This is a genomic window from Aliigemmobacter aestuarii (genome assembly GCF_004799285.1).
Lineage (GTDB): Bacteria > Pseudomonadota > Alphaproteobacteria > Rhodobacterales > Rhodobacteraceae > Aliigemmobacter > Aliigemmobacter aestuarii.
In genome coordinates this window covers 52,828-69,434 of record NZ_SSND01000003.1, presented here as the reverse complement: position 1 = coordinate 69,434, position 16,607 = coordinate 52,828, and the positions used below count along the sequence as shown (strand labels likewise).

Annotated in this window: 16 protein-coding genes; 7 read left to right on the top strand and 9 right to left on the bottom strand. The window is 65.6% G+C overall.

The window, feature by feature from the left end; genetic code table 11:
• Positions 1-74: 74 nt before the first annotated feature.
• From kynU to E7811_RS11550, 4 genes are all read left to right on the top strand, one after another.
• Positions 75-1,271, top strand: coding sequence for a kynureninase (gene kynU / locus E7811_RS11565; protein ID WP_136394821.1), 1,197 nt, complete (start codon positions 75-77; stop codon positions 1,269-1,271).
• On the top strand, positions 1,268-1,750 hold the full coding sequence (locus tag E7811_RS11560; protein ID WP_136394820.1) for a GNAT family N-acetyltransferase: 483 nt from the start codon (positions 1,268-1,270) through the stop codon (positions 1,748-1,750). Before kynU ends, E7811_RS11560 begins: the two co-directional genes overlap by 4 nt.
• A gap of 165 nt (positions 1,751-1,915) precedes the next feature.
• Positions 1,916-2,755, top strand: coding sequence for a tryptophan 2,3-dioxygenase (gene kynA / locus E7811_RS11555; RefSeq protein WP_136394819.1), 840 nt, complete (start codon positions 1,916-1,918; stop codon positions 2,753-2,755).
• A gap of 86 nt (positions 2,756-2,841) precedes the next feature.
• Entirely contained in the window at positions 2,842-3,993 is a 1,152-nt protein-coding gene (locus E7811_RS11550; RefSeq protein WP_136394818.1) for a L,D-transpeptidase, read from the top strand.
• Positions 3,994-4,118: 125 nt separating this feature from the next.
• Here E7811_RS11550 and E7811_RS11545 read toward each other — a convergent pair whose 3' ends face one another.
• Positions 4,119-4,817 carry a D-lyxose/D-mannose family sugar isomerase gene (locus E7811_RS11545; protein ID WP_136394817.1) on the bottom strand — a complete coding sequence of 233 codons (699 nt, stop codon included), beginning with the start codon at positions 4,815-4,817 and terminating at the stop codon, positions 4,119-4,121.
• Positions 4,818-5,053: 236 nt separating this feature from the next.
• Positions 5,054-5,842 carry a gamma-glutamyl-gamma-aminobutyrate hydrolase family protein gene (locus tag E7811_RS11540; RefSeq protein WP_136394816.1) on the bottom strand — a complete coding sequence of 263 codons (789 nt, stop codon included), beginning with the start codon at positions 5,840-5,842 and terminating at the stop codon, positions 5,054-5,056.
• 133 nt (positions 5,843-5,975) lie between these two features.
• Here E7811_RS11540 and copM point away from each other — a divergent pair, with 133 nt between their 5' ends.
• Together copM and E7811_RS11530 are read left to right on the top strand one after the other, a co-directional pair.
• Positions 5,976-6,341 carry a CopM family metallochaperone gene (copM, locus tag E7811_RS11535; RefSeq protein ID WP_136394815.1) on the top strand — a complete coding sequence of 122 codons (366 nt, stop codon included), beginning with the start codon at positions 5,976-5,978 and terminating at the stop codon, positions 6,339-6,341.
• Between the two features lie 216 nt (positions 6,342-6,557).
• Positions 6,558-6,776 carry a hypothetical protein gene (locus E7811_RS11530; protein ID WP_246020405.1) on the top strand — a complete coding sequence of 73 codons (219 nt, stop codon included), beginning with the start codon at positions 6,558-6,560 and terminating at the stop codon, positions 6,774-6,776.
• Positions 6,777-6,936: 160 nt separating this feature from the next.
• On the opposite strand, the gene E7811_RS11525 is transcribed toward E7811_RS11530, so the two are convergent.
• The 3 genes from E7811_RS11525 to E7811_RS11515 all read right to left on the bottom strand — a co-directional run bounded on the left by E7811_RS11525 (position 6,937) and on the right by E7811_RS11515 (position 11,416).
• On the bottom strand, positions 6,937-9,288 hold the full coding sequence (locus E7811_RS11525; protein ID WP_136394814.1) for a TRAP transporter large permease: 2,352 nt from the start codon (positions 9,286-9,288) through the stop codon (positions 6,937-6,939).
• Between the two features lie 17 nt (positions 9,289-9,305).
• Positions 9,306-10,229: a TRAP transporter small permease subunit gene (locus E7811_RS11520; protein WP_136394813.1), complete on the bottom strand. Its 924-nt coding sequence runs from the start codon at positions 10,227-10,229 to the stop codon at positions 9,306-9,308.
• A gap of 98 nt (positions 10,230-10,327) precedes the next feature.
• Entirely contained in the window at positions 10,328-11,416 is a 1,089-nt protein-coding gene (locus E7811_RS11515) for a TRAP transporter substrate-binding protein (RefSeq protein ID WP_136394812.1), read from the bottom strand.
• Between the two features lie 513 nt (positions 11,417-11,929).
• On the opposite strand from E7811_RS11515, the gene E7811_RS11510 reads away from it, so the two are divergent.
• The gene (locus E7811_RS11510) at positions 11,930-12,658 is read left to right on the top strand and encodes a phosphotransferase enzyme family protein (RefSeq protein WP_136394811.1); all 729 of its coding nucleotides are present in this window, start codon (positions 11,930-11,932) and stop codon (positions 12,656-12,658) included.
• A 92-nt stretch (positions 12,659-12,750) separates the two neighbouring features.
• Here the strand turns inward: E7811_RS11510 and mog are convergent, their stop codons facing one another.
• The 4 genes from mog to E7811_RS11490 all read right to left on the bottom strand — a co-directional run bounded on the left by mog (position 12,751) and on the right by E7811_RS11490 (position 16,607).
• The gene (gene mog / locus E7811_RS11505) at positions 12,751-13,278 is read right to left on the bottom strand and encodes a molybdopterin adenylyltransferase (protein ID WP_136394810.1); all 528 of its coding nucleotides are present in this window, start codon (positions 13,276-13,278) and stop codon (positions 12,751-12,753) included.
• Positions 13,279-13,565: 287 nt separating this feature from the next.
• The gene (locus E7811_RS11500; protein WP_136394809.1) at positions 13,566-14,963 is read right to left on the bottom strand and encodes an aspartate aminotransferase family protein; all 1,398 of its coding nucleotides are present in this window, start codon (positions 14,961-14,963) and stop codon (positions 13,566-13,568) included.
• Positions 14,964-15,080: 117 nt separating this feature from the next.
• Positions 15,081-15,743: a GntR family transcriptional regulator gene (locus E7811_RS11495; protein ID WP_342773356.1), complete on the bottom strand. Its 663-nt coding sequence runs from the start codon at positions 15,741-15,743 to the stop codon at positions 15,081-15,083.
• Between the two features lie 108 nt (positions 15,744-15,851).
• The gene (locus tag E7811_RS11490; protein WP_136394808.1) at positions 15,852-16,607 is read right to left on the bottom strand and encodes an ABC transporter ATP-binding protein; all 756 of its coding nucleotides are present in this window, start codon (positions 16,605-16,607) and stop codon (positions 15,852-15,854) included.

Below are 16,607 nucleotides of genomic sequence, written 5' to 3'. Positions count from 1 at the left end.
GCGAGGGCGAAGAAATTTCAAACTTGAAATTTCCCGGGCGATGCCGTTCTCTGGCGGCGATCCAGGAGACCACGATGACCACCGATTTTTCCGCCACGAAACGCATGTTCGACCTGCCCGCTGGCATGACCTATCTGGACGGCAACTCGCTTGGCCCCCTGCCTCGCGCCGTGGCCGACCGGGTGGCCCACGCGGTGACCCAGGAATGGGGCCACATGCTGATCACGGGGTGGAACAAGGCGGGATGGATGGACCTGCCCCGCCGCGTGGGCGACCGCATCGCCCGCCTGATCGGCGCGGAAGCGGGCAGCGTGATCATGGGCGACACGCTGTCGATCAAGGTCTATCAGGCGCTGGCCTCGGCGGTGGAGATGAACCCCGAACGCCGGGTGATCCTGTCGGACACCGGCAATTTCCCGTCCGATCTCTACATGGCCGATGGCCTGTGCCGCACGCTCGGGCGCGGCTACACGCTGCGCACCGTCGCCCCCGAAGAGGTTATGGAGGCGATCGACGAAACCGTGGCGGTGACGCTGATCACCGAGGTGGACTATCGCACAGGTCGCCGCCATGACATGGCCGCGATCACCGAACGCGCCCATGCCAAGGGTGCGCTGACGATCTGGGACCTGGCCCATTCGGCGGGCGCGCTGCCCGTGGACCTTGCAGGATGCAAGGCGGATTTCGCGGTGGGATGCACCTACAAGTACCTCAATTCCGGCCCCGGCGGCCCGGCCTTCATCTATGTCGCCCCGCGCCATGCCGATCTGGTGCGCCCGGCGCTGTCGGGCTGGCTCGGCCACGAGGCGCCCTTTGCCTTCGACCTTGATTATCGTCCGGGCCGCGGGATCGAACGGATGCGGGTCGGAACCCCGCCGATCCTGCAACTGGCCGCGCTCGATGCCGCGCTCGATGTCTGGGATCATGTGGCGATGGCCGATCTGCGCGCCACCTCGCTGGCCCTGACCGACCGGTTCATCGCCGGGGTCGAGGCCGCCTGCCCCGATCTGGTGCTGGCCACCCCGCGCGACCATGACCGGCGCGGCAGCCAGGTCAGCTTTCGCCACCCCGAGGGCTATGCCATCATGCAGGCCCTGATCGCCGAGGGCGTGGTGGGCGATTTCCGCGCGCCCGACATCATCCGCTTTGGTTTCACCCCGCTGTTCATCGACGCGGGCGACGTGGATCGGGCCGTGGCGGTGCTGGCGCGGATCATGGCCGAACGGCTGTGGGACCGGCCCGAGTTCAAGGCGCGGGCCAAGGTCACATGATCGCCATCCGCCCCTACCGCGCCGAGGATCGCGCGGAATGCGCGGCGCTGTTCTATCGTGCGGTGCACGAGGGCGCGGCCGGGGCCTATGACGCGGTTCAGCGGGCCGACTGGGCGCCAAGCCCCCTGCCCGACCTGTCGAAGCCCGACCGCAAGCTGGACCAGTTCGCCTGGGTGTCCGAAGCCGACGGCCGGATCACGGGCTTCATGACGCTGACGCGCGAGGGGCATCTGGACATGGCTTTTGTCCTGCCCGAGGTCATGGGCAAGGGCCATGCTGCAGCACTTTATGACGTGCTGCTGGACCGGGCACGGGCGGAAGGGATGAACCGGCTTACGGTGCACGCGACGCCCTATTCCAAAAGCTTCCTGATGAAGCGGGGTTGGGTGCTGGACAAGGTGGAACCCTTCGTCTCGGACGGCGGGGTGGCCTACATGCGCAATTACCTGTCCCTTGCGCTTGATCAGGGGGCGCGCTGATGGCCGGTGCCCCCGCCCCCCTGCCCGACCTGCCGCCGCTCTGCCGCCCGTCGGCCTGGGCCTGCCTCTGGCGGCGGATGGGCAATTCCTCGATCCGCAGCCGCCGCTGATCCGCGCCCGCCAGAATGCCCCCACGGGGCCGGACGCAGATCAACGGAGCGACACATGACCAACACCCCACTCGACCCCGCCACGGACGGCGCGCAGATGGCCTTTGACGGCCGCATGTCCTATGGCGACTATCTCGCGATCGACGCCGTTCTGGGCGCCCAAAGGCCGCTGACCGCCGCCCATGACGAGATGCTGTTCATCATCCAGCACCAGACTTCGGAACTGTGGATGAAGCTGGCGCTGCATGAACTTGACGCGGCGCGGCGCCTGATTGCAGCGGACACCCCGCAGCAGGCGTTCAAGATGCTGTCGCGCATCGCGCGCATCTTCGAACAGCTGAACAATGCCTGGGACGTGCTGCGCACGATGACGCCCTCGGATTATTCGACCTTCCGCGACGACCTTGGCCAGTCGTCCGGCTTCCAGTCCTGGCAATACCGGCTGATCGAATTCGCCGTCGGAAACCGTAACCTTGCGATGCTGCGCCCCCATGCCCACCGGCCCGACCTTGCCGCGCGGCTTGAGGCGGAACTGGCCCGCCCCTCGCTTTACGACGAGGCGCTGCGCCACCTTCACCGCGCCGGATTGCCCGTCCCTCACGAGGTTTTGACCCGCGACCTGCGCCAGACCTGGGTCGCCCATCCGGGTGTTCGCGCCATGTGGGAAGGCGTCTACCGTGATCCTCAGGCGCATTGGGCCGCCTATGAACTGGCCGAGAAACTGGTTGATTTCGAAGACTATTTCCGCCGCTGGCGGTTCAACCACGTCACCGCCGTCGAACGGGTGATCGGCTTCAAGCGCGGCACCGGGGGCACCTCGGGCGTGGCCTATCTGCGGCGGATGCTGGAGGTGCAGCTTTTCCCCGAACTCTGGGACCTGCGGACCATCCTGTGACGCTTTGACCTGTTCCCGGTCGTAAGGTAGGTTTGCCAGCGGCGAGCGGGGCGCATGGATGATTCCCCGGAAGTATGGGGTATTTCATGACGCGAACAGGACTGAAACTTGCCACGGCTCTGGCGGCACTTGCGCTGCTGTCGGGTTGCGTGGTCGATCCCACCATGCAGGCGGGGTCGTCAAATGCCCCGGCCAAGGAAGTCGCGCCCGAGGATCCGCCGCCGCCGCCCCAGCTGCAATTCGCCGCCAACTACATCGCCAAGCAGGACGGCACCTTCGCCGTCCCGCAGGTTCCGGTGGAAAAGGTGCCGGTGAACATGCTGCGCCAGGAGGTCGATTTCCCCAACACCGAGGCGCCGGGCACGATCATCATCCATCCGGGTGAAAAGTCGCTGCATTACATCCTGAACAACCGCCGCGCGATCCGCTACGGCATCGCTGTCGGACGCGACGGGTTCGGCTGGGCCGGCGAGGCGATCGTCTCAAGCCGCAAGCCCTGGCCCACCTGGACCCCGCCGAAGGAAATGATCGCCCGCGACCCGAAGCTGGAAAAGTGGAAGGACGGCCAGCCGGGCGGTCCGACCAACCCGCTGGGGGCGCGCGCGCTTTACCTGACGACGAACGGGCGCGACTACGGCTATCGCATCCATGGCACGCCCGATTGGTGGTCGATCGGCCGCAGCGCATCGTCGGGCTGCTTCCGCATGATCAACCAGGACGTGATGGATCTTTACGAACGCGTTCCGGACGGCGCGAAGGTGATCGTTCTGAACAATGACGGAAGCCGGGCGAACGGGCTGAAGCTGCCGCCGCCCCAACCGGTGAAGGCCAAGGCGACACCAAAGCCCAAGGCGCAACCTGCGGTGACGCCCGACACCGGCGCGGCCGCACCGATCCCGACCGCGGCGACCGGGCCGATGTCGACGCCCGCGCCTTCGGTAGCACCCGCCGTCACGCCCTCGGTGACCGCGACCCCGGCGGTCACGGCCCCTGCGGTTCCGACGCCGTCGACCGGGACGACAACGACCGCCTCCCCCACCGTCGCCGTGCCTGCGGCACCCGCACCCGCGGCCCCTGCCGCAACGACGCCGACCCCGGTGGTGGTGCAGCCTGTGGCGCCCGCCGTCACGGTCCCGGCAGCGCCCGCACCGGCACCGGTGGTGATCCAGCCCGCGCCCGCCGCCCCGGCACCGACCTGCGCCGTCCCGCTGGTCAACGGAATTTGTCCGCAGGGGTGATCTGCGTGACCTGAAAAGACAAGGCCGCCCCTCCGGGCGGCCTTTTTCTTCAGGTATCTCAGCGGCCCAAGGTTCAGCGGCCAAAGGTTCGGCAGCCGGATATTTGCGGGCCATGGCCGGGGCGATCAGCCCGCGGCAGGCAGCCAGCGGTCGTAATCGCTGACCAGCAGGTGCGTCGGCGCCTCATCCTCTTCCACATCGGCGAAACGGCCGATGGGTTCGACAAAGATGTTGTCGGTCAGATCGTCATTCACGGTCGATACCTCGCCGATCAGCACATCGCCGCCCTCGCCCCAGAAGGCGTGCCAGTCGCCGGGCATCAGCGTGATGCTTTCCCCGGGCGCAAGGCGCAGCTTTTCCCCCGGACCATAGGCACGGTCGATCCCGTCGCAGCGCACCCGCCCGCCCCGGTCGTGCGCAAAGCGGCCCTGATCGTCGGACCCGTAAAGCTCGATCACCAGCGTGGCGCCGCCGCGGTTGATGATATCCTCGGCCTTGATGACATGGGTGTGCATCGGCGAAAGCTGGTCGCGGCGCGAGATCAGCAGCTTTTCAGCATAGCACATGCCGCCGCCGCGTTGCAGGTCGGCCAGCGATCCGTTGCGGAGCGTGAACAGGAAGAGGCCCATCTGATCGAACCGGCCCTGCCCGTAATCGGTGATGTCCCAGCCGCAGCGCGACGCAACGATCTGGCCCGCGTCGCGCCCGGCACGGTCACGGAATTCCTCGGGCGTCCACCAGGCGAAGGGCGGCAGGACGAACCCGTGCCGGGCGATCATATCGGCCGCGTCGGCCATGATGGCATTGATCCGTGAGCGTTTCATGTCGTCATTCCCTGCTTGTGCGGCGGGATCATATCAGGTCGGTTAGCGCGAACAATTCCCGCCGGACAGACCCGGATTACCAGACCCGGACATGGGCCCCGGTCACGTCCCCGTCGGATGGCCCGTCAATATGCCTGGCGACGATCCGGGCGCGGTGCGTCTGTCGGGGATCCAGCCCTGTGTCATGGCGGTTCCGAACGCTCGCACTCTGGTACCGGCACGGCCCGGACGGAAGGTCAGCGCGCCGCGCCCCAGGCGCGCACCGCATCGCCGAAGGCCGCAAACAGCGGACGTGAAACGGGGTCGGCCACGGCGTTCCATTCCGGGTGCCACTGGACCGATAGGGTAAAGCCGGGCGCGTCGCGGACATAGATCGCCTCGGGCGTGCCATCAGGCGCCGTGCCGTCGATCACGATCCGCCCGCCGGGGCGGTTGATACCCTGCCCGTGCAGCGTGTTCGTCATCACCTCCTCTGCCCCCATGAGGCGGTGAAATACGCCGCCTTGCGTGAACCGAACGGGATGGCGCAGGGCGAATTTTTCCTCGAGCGTGCCATCGGGCGGCATACGGTGGTTCATTCGCCCCGGCAGGTCGCGGATCTCGGGGTAAAGCGTGCCCCCCATCGCCACGTTCACCTCCTGAAACCCGCGGCAGATGCCCAGAAAGGGCTGGCCCCGGTCCACGCAGGCGCGGATCAGCGGCAGCGTGATCGCATCGCGGCACCGGTCGAAATCGCCATGCGCAGGCGTCGGTGCCTCGCCGTATTCCTCGGGGTGCACATTCGGCCGTCCGCCGGTCAGCAGAAAGCCGTCGCAGATTTCCAGCAGTTCCCCGACAGAGACGAATCGCGGGTCCGAGGGAATGATGACCGGCATGCAGCCCGCCACCCGTGCCACCGCCTCCGAGTTCATCGTGCCCCCGGCGTGAACCGGGTAGCTGTCGTTCAGAAGGTTCATGTTGCCGATGATGCCGACGACAGGCCGGCGGGAAACAGAGGAAACCATGCTGTCCTTCCTGTTGCGCATGGCGCCATACTAGGACAGCCCTCGCCGGGCGTGAAGGGGCAGGCCCAAGCCCGCGGTTCGTCACGGTCTGTTGACTTGCATCTGGTCCCAAAGACAGCGCGAAATGCGCCATCTGCAAGACAAAGAGGATGTCATGAAACGCCCTGCCCTGATCCTGATTGCCGGCCTTGGACTTGCCGGTGCCGCCGCTGCCCAGACGATGGACCATTCGGCCCATTCCGGCCACACCATGACCGGCGACGAAACCGCCTCGACCGTGGCCTTCATGGAGGCGAACGCGAAGATGCACGAGGATATGGCCATCGAATTCACCGGCAATGCCGATGTGGATTTCATCAAGGGCATGATCCCGCATCATGAAGGCGCAGTCGACATGGCGCGCATCGTTCTGGAACACGGCGCCGACCCCGAGGTCAGGAAGCTGGCCGAGGCGATCATCGCCGCCCAGGAAAGCGAGATCGCCTGGATGAAAGAGTGGCTGGCGAAGAACGGGATGTGAGGGGGGGGGCACACCCTTAGGGGTGGCTTTCGGCCCGTCGCGGACGATCAATCGACCTTCAAATCTGCCGTTCAAGCACATCAAAGTGAGAGGGCTGAACAACCCAAAGCAGCAAATCGGTCAAGCTTGAAGCGTCAGGCGCACGCACAGCTCTTGAACAAGGCAAGAACCGATCTGCAGGCTTTCAGTAGGTTGGTGTGATGGAGATTAGCTTACATGGATGGGATGGCAGCGGGCGTCGGTGCGCTGTTGGCGCTGGCCTTTGGCTTCGTGCTCTACATCTGGCTTCCAGCCTCAATGGCCGCCCACCGAGGTCGATCATCACTTGGCTGGGTCATTCTCACGCTAATCTTCTCTCCCTTCATTACCATTATAGCACTGTTGGTTTTGGGACCGACCGTTGAAAAAACCCTCGCGCGAATGCAAAGGAAATAGAGAAGGGTTCCCCTGCAGACACTTTGCGCTTCGCGATCGAATGCCCGCATTGGCGACTTCGGAATGCAGCCACGGAGAAAAACGAGGGTCCGCTCATCCCCCCCAACCCAAAAAGGCGCCCCTTGGGGCGCCTTTTTGTTTCTCCGCTGTCCGCCCGGGCTTAGCCCAGCAGGTTCGGCACGATGGTCACGATCCCCGGCACGAAGTAGAGGATAAGAAGCGAAACCAGCTGGATCAGAACAAAGGGAATGATCCCCTTGTAGATATGGCTGGTCAGCACCTCTTTCGGTGCCACGCCGCGCAGGTAGAACAGCGCAAAGCCGAAGGGCGGCGTCAGGAACGATGTCTGCAGGTTCACCGTGATCATGATCGTCACCCACGACGGATCGAAGGTGCCGCCATAGATCACCGGCCCCACGATCGGCACGACGATGTAGATGATTTCCAGGAAATCCAGCACGAAGCCCAGGATGAACAGCACCAGCATCACGATCAGGAACGCCGTGATCTCGCTGTCAAAGCTGCGCAGGAAGCTCTGGATATAGTGTTCCCCGCCGAACGAGATCAGCACAAGGTTCAGGATCTGGCTGCCGATCAGGATGGCAAAGACCATCGAGGTGACCTTGGTCGTCTCGCGCACCACCGGCGTCAGGACCCGCGCCCGGAACAGCACCCAGCAGGCGTAAAGGAAGCCGAACATCGCAAAGCTGTAGGCGATCATGGCGACGCCGAAGGCGATCCACTGTTCGGTCGTGGTGACGCCGACACCGACCCGCAGGTCGAAGTTGACGCCCACCAGCAACATGATGACGATGGCGAAGGCGGTCATCAGGATCATCCGGCCCGAACGGTGCTGATCGGCCAGCTTGCGATAGGCGGCCAGAAGCAGCGCGCCGCCCGCCCCCAGACCGGCCGCCGGCGTTGGATTGGTGATGCCCCCCAGGATCGAACCCAGCACCGCCACGATCAGAACCAGCGGCGGAAAGACCACCCGGATCAGATCGTTGCGCGCCAGGATCCCCACCGCATGACGCAGGCCGTAGGCAGTGAGCAGGAAGGGGATCGCCAAGAGGACCCAGGTGGTGCCGGGGGTCGCCTGGGGCGAGATCAGAAGCGCATCGACCACAAGGGCAAGCGCCACGCCGCCAAGGCCGATCCACAGCGGGCGATGATCCTGCATCGGGCCCGCTCCGCGCGCCGTAGTCAGCACCAGCGCGAGCATCAGGAACAGGATCGCAACCCCGCTGCCGACCGGCGCTCGGCTTGCCAGCTTTTCGGCGGCGGCGGCTTCCAGTTCTTCGGGCGTCAGCGCCTTTGACTGGGCCACGCCCCCGGCGGCATCGATCTCGGCCTGCTGGGCGACGGCACGATCCCATTTCTCCTGCCCGTGCAGTTCGATCATGCTGGCCTTGCACTGGTCAGAGACGCGCGTGCGCAGTTCCGCCGTCTGCCCGGCATCGGAATAGCTGTCCACCGTCAGGTCCTGATCGCCGATCAGGTTGGCCTGCGACAGAAGGATCGCCCCGCCGATCACCAGCGCCGGGACCGCGGCAAACCACAACAGTCCTTCACGGCGGGTAATCACCTCGCCCTTGCCGGCCTCGAACTGGACGGCGGGGGCCTTCGATGGGTTCAGCATCGCAAAACCGAAGGCATAGATCGCATAAAGCGCGGCCAGCATGACGCCCGGCAGCATCGCCGCCTGGAACAGTGTGCCCACCGAGACGACGGCAGCGCGCCCCAGATAGGTCAGCGCATCCGAACAACCCGCGGCGGTCGCGCGGATCTCCTGTCCGGCCGCATAAAGGTCGCCCGCCATCGTGCCCAGAAGCACGATCACGATCGAGGGCGGGATGATCTGCCCCAGCGTGCCCGAGGCCGCGATGACCCCGGTGGCCAGTTGCGGGCTGTAGCCCGCCCGCAGCATCGTGGGCAGGGACAGAAGGCCCATCGTCACCACGGTCGCCCCCACGATCCCGGTCGAGGCGGCAAGGAACGCGCCCACGACCACCACCGAAACCGCAAGCCCCCCCGGCAGGGGGCCGAAGACCCGCGCCATCGTCGTCAGCAGATCGTTGGCGATCTTCGAACGTTCCAGAACGATACCCATCATCACGAACATCAAGACCGCCAGCAGAGTCTCGATCGAGGCGCCGGCGATGACCCGTTCGTTCATCCGGTTGACGATGAAGGAAAGGTTGCGGTCCATCGCCATTTCCCAGCCGCCGGGGAACACGGGCTGGTCGATCAATGGCAGGTCAGGGTATCGGAAATGGGTGATCTCGATCAGCGGCACACCCTGCCGCAACAGATCCTGATAGGCGGTAGATGAGGTGTCGATCGCCTGATGGATCAGCATCCCCGAACTGTCCAGCGCGGCGATGATCCCGAAGCTGATGATCCCTGCGCCACCGATGGCGAAGGCCACCGGAAAGCCCGAGATGATGCCCCCGAAGAGGCAGAGGAAGACAATGATCAGGCCGACTTCGACCCCGTCAAGTCCGAACAGCATCTATGTTCTCCTGCCGCTCAATGGGTACTGACCAGACCGTCCGTCGATTGCTCGCCCGGGTCGTCACGGTCCAGATACTTGTTTTCGCTCGTCTCGCCTTCGCGGAATTCCAGGAAGGACCGCCAGAAGAAGGCGATCGAATGAAGAAAGACCAGCGCACAAAAGGCCACCATCAGGATCTTGAACAGGAAATAGGCGTCAAACCCGTTGGGCGAAAAGCCGATGGTTTCCACGTTCCACTTCATCACCTTGGCCTTGCGCAGGATCATCTCCAGGCTTTCCGAGGCCGACACCTTGGGCGTGACCAGGCTGCGCCACAGGAAGAACCAGGCAAACAGCCATGTCAGCACCGCCCCGGTCATCATGAAGAACAGCGCCCCGAACATGTCGATCACCTTCTTGGTGCGGAATTTCACGTTCGCATAAAGCAGGTCCACCCGCACATGCCCGCCCTGCACGAAGGTGTAGGTGACGCAAAGGCAGACGATCATCGCGTTCCACAGCTTCAGTTCCTCGGACCACCACGACAGGTCCTTGGCGAAGGACGGGCCAGGGATCAGTGGATAGCCGAAAGGCGCGAAAGGCCCGATCTCGATCGAGGCGACACGGAAGATGCGCTGCAGGAAGATGATCATGATCTGTTGCAGCACCATGATCAGGCCCACCCAGGCGACGGTCCGGCCCACCAGGTTGGCGACCCCTTCCAGCCCCCGAACCATGACCCACATCACCGCCGGCTTCAGGATGCCGATCAGCGTCAGCACCAGAAACAGGGTGAAGACGACAAAGAAGAATTCCACGGATGCGCCGTAATAGATGAACCGGCCCAGCGATTCCTTGTCGGACCAGTTCAGCCAGCTTGACGGATGCGTCACCGCATAACCGAAGTTGACGAAGGCCATCGCGATGTTCTGGAAAAACCAGGAAATGCCCTCAAGCATCGTGTCCCCCCTCGGTGGCGCATCCGTTCCCGGCGGATGCGACAACACATCCCCGGCCCATGAGCGGGCCGGGGACGATCGCACTCCCTGTCAGGGAATTACATCTTCTGCGTGCGGGTGCGCTGATCGGTGTAGTCACCATCCGACAGCTTCAGCCAGGCAGCCGAGGAATTCATCGAGGCCATGTAGCTGTCGTAGATCTTCTTGTAGAGCTCGTCACCCAGGTTTTCGTCATGGGTTTCCTGAGCGGCCTTGGCGAAGGCATCCCACACCGTTTCCGGGAACTTCAGCGTCTTGACGCCCGCGGCCTGCAGGCGCGACAGCGCGGCAGAGTTGTTGGCCAGGAATTGCGACAGGTTCCATTGATGCGCTTCGCCGGCGGCGATCTCGTAGATCTTCTGCTGCGCCGGGGTCAGGCTGTCATAGACGCCCCGGTTCATCGCCAGCGACAGACCCGCGCCCGGCTCATGGAAGCCGGCGGTGTAGTAGAACTTGGTGATTTCCTGGAAGCCCGCCTTCTCGTCGGCCCAGGGGCCGATCCATTCGGTGCCGTCGATCGCACCCGAGGCCAGCGCCTGATACACCTCGCCGCCCGGCAGGTTCTGCACCGAGGCGCCCAGCTTGCCCAACGCCTTGCCGCCAAGGCCGGGCATACGGAACTTCAGCCCGTTGAAATCTTCGGGGCCCTTGATTTCGTTGCGGAACCAGCCGCCGGCCTGCGCGCCGGTGTTGCCGCCCAGGAACGATTTCAGGCCGAAGATCTGGCCAAGCTCGTCGTGCAGCTCCATCCCGCCGCCGTGGTAGTACCAGTTGGCCAGTTCCTGCGCGGTCATGCCCATCGGCACCGAGGTGAAGAAGGCATAACCAGGATGCTGGCCCACGAAATAGTAGTCTGCACCGTGATACATGTCGGCCTGACCCGCGGTCACGGCGTCGAACACCTCGAACGCGCCAACCAGTTCGCCGGCGGCCTTCAGGTCGACGGTCAGCTGGCCATCGGTCATGGCGGTGATCGTGTCGGCGGCACGCTGTGCGGCGTCATGCACCCCCGCAAGGCCGCGGCCCCAGGTGGTGACAAGCGTCAGCGTGCGGTTGCCCTGCGCATACATCGGCGCGGCCAGCGTCGATGCCGCAGCGGCGGTCGCCCCACCCAGTGCGGCCTTGGTCAAAAAGGAACGGCGGTCCATCAGGTATCCTCCCCTGTGTTTGCCCCCCCTTTCGTGGAGGGGCGGTTCTTGTTTTCAGTGAGGCCAGACTATCGGGCGGGATCGCGTCTGCAAATACCCTCGTTGCCGCAGACGTGTCGTCAGGGGCATGTTTTTCCGGGCAGGAATTTGCCATCCGCGCAAGATTTCGCCACCGGATTCCATCCGGCCCCGCAGGGACGGGCAATTGGCCCGCCAGCCTGCCCCCGGCCCTCGCCACGGCGCGGCTTTCCCGCAGGAATCACGCCAACGCCGGGATGGTCCCGGATCGCTTGACGCGGGGCGGTCGGGCTGGCAACGGAAAGGCGGAGCCCCAAGCGCCCTATGCGGTCGGCCCGCTCCAAGCCCGTACCAGCCCCGTCGTTCGAGATCGGTCCCGATGCCACGCCCCGCCGTCCACTTTCCTGCTGTCTCCGGCCCGGCCTTCACCTGCCCGGCCTTCACCTGCCCGGTGTTCCCGCACCATCCGCCCGCGTTCGATGAAGGGCCGAAAGCGTGACCGGCCCGGCCTCGCCCCCGCCGGACCTGTCGGCCTTTCCCGGCGTGACACCCCGGCACCCCTTGCCAGGGGGAAACCGCAATTCGGTCTGGCTGGTGGACACGCCCGTTGGCCCGGCAGTCGCCAAGACCACGACCCGAAGCGAAGACCAGTTGCACTGGCTCCTGCCGCTTCAGGAGGCGGCACGTGCGGCGGGGTTCCGCGTGCCTGCCCTGATCCCGGCCCCCGACGGACGGCTCGGCCCCGGCGGGACCACGCTGGAACCCTTCGTCGCGGGCGCCTCGGCCCACCCCCGAAACCTGCCCGCGCTGCTGCCCCGGCTGCAGGCGATGCACCGCGCCACGGTCCACCTGCCGCAACGCCCCGGTTTCGCCTCGGCCCGCGCCTTGCTGACCGTCGGGCGGGGCGGCGATGTGGACCTGTCATCCATTCCGCCGGACCTGGCCGAGGCCTGCCGCGCCGCATGGGCACGGCTGACCGGCGCGGAATGCGCGATCCACGGCGACATCACCCCGGACAACATCCTGATGACGCCGGAAGGCCCGGCGCTGATCGACTGGGACGAGGCCCGACGCGACCTGCCGGTCTTCGACACGATGGCCTGCCGCACGGCGAGCCCCGTGCAGGCCTGTGCCCGGCTGGCCTGGGAAATCGCCGCCTGCTGGACCGTCGAACCGGATCGCGCCCGCAGGCTGGCCGGCTCTCTGACCGGAGCGGAGCCATAGACCAACCCGGGTTCCCGGCGCCGCACCACACCCGCCCCGGCGCCGGAGCGCGAAGATTTTTCTTCGAAAAATTGTCGCCCGCCCCAGGATCGTCAGGCGCCTTTCGGACGGAAGGCCGCCAGAACCTCGGGGTTTGTCTCGATCCGGGCGGCCCCGATCAGATCAAGGCAATAGGGCACGGCGGGAAAGACCGCGTTCAGGCAGGTGGCGATGGCGGAAGGCTTGCCCGGAAGGGTGATGATCAGGCACTTGCCGCGCGTGCCCGCCCCCTGGCGTGACAGGATCGCCGTCGGAACCTCACGCAGCGATACCTCGCGCATCAGTTCGCCAAAGCCCGGCAGGTCCTTTTCGATCACGTCGGCCATCGCCTCGGGTGTTTCGTCGCGCGGCGCGGGCCCGGTGCCGCCGGTGGCAAGGATGAGGTCCGCGCCCTCGTCATCGGCAAGGCGGCGGAAGGTATCGGCCACCGACGCGCGGCCGTCAGGAATGATGACCCGCCGGATCTCGACCGGCGAGACGATCACCCCGCGCAGCCAGTCCTCGGCGGCGGGTCCGCCCTTGTCCTCGTATTCCCCCCGGCTGGCCCGGTCCGAAACGGTGACGATCGCGATCAGCGCCATGTCGGCCTCCCTTTCCTTGCCGATACGGTTTGCCCGCTGAGCCGGAAAAAGGAAAGGGGGGCTGTCTGCCCCCCTCTTTGCCTTCGGCAAATTCACCCCCCGAGGGTATTTTGGCCAGGTTGAAAGAGGATTTGGGTCAAAATTGCTCTCACTCTGGCGCCAATATCCCGGGGGTGAGGGCCGCAAGGCCCGAGGGGGCAGCGCCCCCTTCCCCGGTCACGGCCCCCCATCACGGCCTCGGTCACGGCCCCCGGTCACGGCCCCCCCCGTCACGGCCTCGGTCGCCGTCACGCGGCCACGAACAGACCGTCGGCTTTCAGCCCGGCATAGGATTCGTCCAGCGACTTCCGCGCCCGTTCGATCAGCACGTCGATTTCCTCGGGTTTGATGACCAGCGGCGGGGCGATGATCATCCGGTCGCCGACATGGCGCATGACAAGGTTGTTGGCAAAGCAGCGTTCGCGCGTCCGCAGGCCGACCGTCCCCGCCTCGGAGGCGAATTTCGCGCGCCGCGCCTTGTCGGGGGTCAGCGCGATGGAGCCCATCAGGCCCACCAGTTTCGCCTCGCCCACCATCGGGTGATCCTCCAGCGCCTTCCAGCGCTCGGCCAGATAGGGATGGGCGACGTTGCGGACGTGGTCGATGATCCCCTCTTCCTCGATGATGCGGAGGTTTTCCAGCGCCACCGCCGACGCGACCGGATGACCGGAATAGGTGTAGCCGTGGTTGAAATCGCCAGCTCCGCCCACGGTTTCGGCGATCTCGTCGCAGACGATGGACCCGCCGATCGGCGCATAGCCCGACGACAGGCCCTTGGCGATGGTCATGATATGCGGTCGGATGCCGAAGGTCTGCGATCCGAACCAGTTGCCGGTGCGCCCGAAGCCGGTGATGACCTCGTCGGCGATCAGCAGGATCCCGTATTTCTGGCAGATGCGCTGGATTTCCGGCCAGTAGGTGGCGGGCGGCACGATCACGCCGCCTGCGCCCTGGATCGGTTCGCCGATGAAGGCCGCGACTTTTTCGGGGCCGAGTTCAAGGATCTTGTCCTCAAGCTCTTTCGCGCGGGCGAGGCCGAATTCGTCTTCGGTCATGTCGCCGCCCTCGCCCCACCAGTAGGGCTGGTTGATGTGGACGATGCCGGGAATGGGCAGGCCCCCCTGCTGGTGCATCGGCGTCATCCCGCCAAGGCTGCCACCGCCCATGGTCGATCCATGATAGCCGTTCTTGCGGCTGATGATGATGTGGCGTTCCGGCTGGCCCTTCACGTCCCAGTAGCGGCGGACAAGGCGGATGTTGGTGTCATTCGCCTCGGACCCGGAGCCGGCATAGAAGACATGGTTCAGATCGCCCGGCGCCAGTTCCGCGATCTTGGTCGCCAACGCGATGGCGGGCACGTGGGTGGTCTGGAAGAAGGTGTTGTAATAGCACAGTTCATCCATCTGGCGCTTGGCGACCTCGCCCAGTTCGTGGCGGCCATAGCCCACGTTCACGCACCACAGACCGGCCATGCCGTCGACGATCCGGTTGCCTTCGCTGTCGGTCAGCCAGACACCCTTGCCTTGGGTGATGACCCGCGCGCCCTTTTTCGCCAGTTCCGCCCCCGCGGTGAAGGGGTGCATGTGATGGGCCGCGTCCAGCGCCTGCAATTCGGCGGTCGGCATGTGATTGGTGATCTTGTTCATGGCATCCCTCATCCGGTTCGAAGGCCCCGCCACGCGGAATCGGCCTTGCGCGATTTCGCTCAGGATAGGGGGAAACCGAACCGGCTTCAAGGATTTGATCAAATTATTCGAGCGGGCTCAGATCTCGCCCGCGGCCAGTGCCGTGCGCACCAGTGCCACCCCGTCGGCGATGTCGCGCTGCATCGCCCCGGCCAGCGCCGCGGCATCGCCTGCGCGCATGGCAGAAAGCGCCTCGGCATGGCGATCGGGCAGCCCCGAAGTGCCGTAGCGCCCCACGACCACCCGCAGCGCCGGACCGAAGCGCAGCCAGAGAGACCGGGCGATATCGGTCAGCACATCTGCCCCCGAGGCTTCGTAAAGCGTGAAGTGGAACGCGTGGTTATGGGTCAGATAGGCCGAGATGTCACCCGCGTGGATCGCGGGTTCGATCCGCGCGTCGATGTCGGCCAGGCGAGCGATCAGCGCGGGGGTCAGGTTCGGCGCGGCCAGTTCGGCGATGCGCGGTTCGACGGCGTCGCGGGCAAAGGCGATCTGGTCCAGATAGGCCATCGTCAGATGCGGGACGGTGACGCGGCGGTTGTCCTGAAGGGTCAGCGCACCTTCGGCGATCAGCCTCCGTATCGCCTCGCGCACGGGCGTCATGCCTGCATCCAGGTCGCGGATCAGGCCCTGGATCGTCACCGGCTGGCCCGGTTCCAGCACGCCGTAAAGCACCATGTCGCGCAGGCGGCCGTAGGTCACTTCATGCGTCGGAACCTTGCGGTTTTCCTGTTCCATCATCCGGCCACCCTGCAAGACAGTCGCGTTACATATGCAATCCGCAGGGATTTGATCAAGTCGGAAAGGCAGGCAGGGGTCACCCAAGCCCCCTGCCCCGGCGCTTCCCGGTCACAGCATCCGGTCGGCGCTGGCCTCGAACAGGGTGCGGGCGTAGTCGGTCTTCATCCCCGCCCCGGCCAGGTCGGCGTGGTTCAGTTCCTCGACCGCGCGGCCATGCTGCATGACCAGCACGCGGTCGCACATGTGGTCGATCACGGCAAGGTCATGGCTGACCATCAGGAAGGTCAGGCCACGTTCGGCACGAAGACGCGACAGAAGGTTCAGCACCTCGGCCTGGACACTGGCATCCAGCGCGCTGGTCGGTTCGTCCAAGAGCACGATCCGCGGCTTCAGCATCAGAGCGCGGGCGATGGCCACGCGCTGCCGCTGGCCGCCCGACAGCTGGTGCGGATAGCGGAACCGGAAGGCGCGCGGCAGGCCCACGTCATCGAGCGCCTGCATCACGGCACGGTCGGCATCGCCCTTGACGCCGTGGATCGCAAGGGGTTCGGACAGCACCCGGTCCAGCGTGTGCCGGGGGTGCAGGCTGGCGTAGGGGTCCTGAAAGACCATCTGCACCTGGCGGCTGAAATCGCGGCCGCGCGGGTCCGGCACGGGCTGGCCCGCGATGCGGATCGTCCCGCCGGTCACCGGGGCAAGGCCGCAGATCGCGCGCAGGATCGTGGACTTGCCCGATCCGCTTTCACCGACGAGGCCATAGCTTTCGCCGTCGCCCACGGACAGCGACACATCCTGCACCGCGCGCACCAGATGGCCCTTCGACCGGAAGGTGACCGACAGGTTCTCGATCTCGATCAGCGCCAT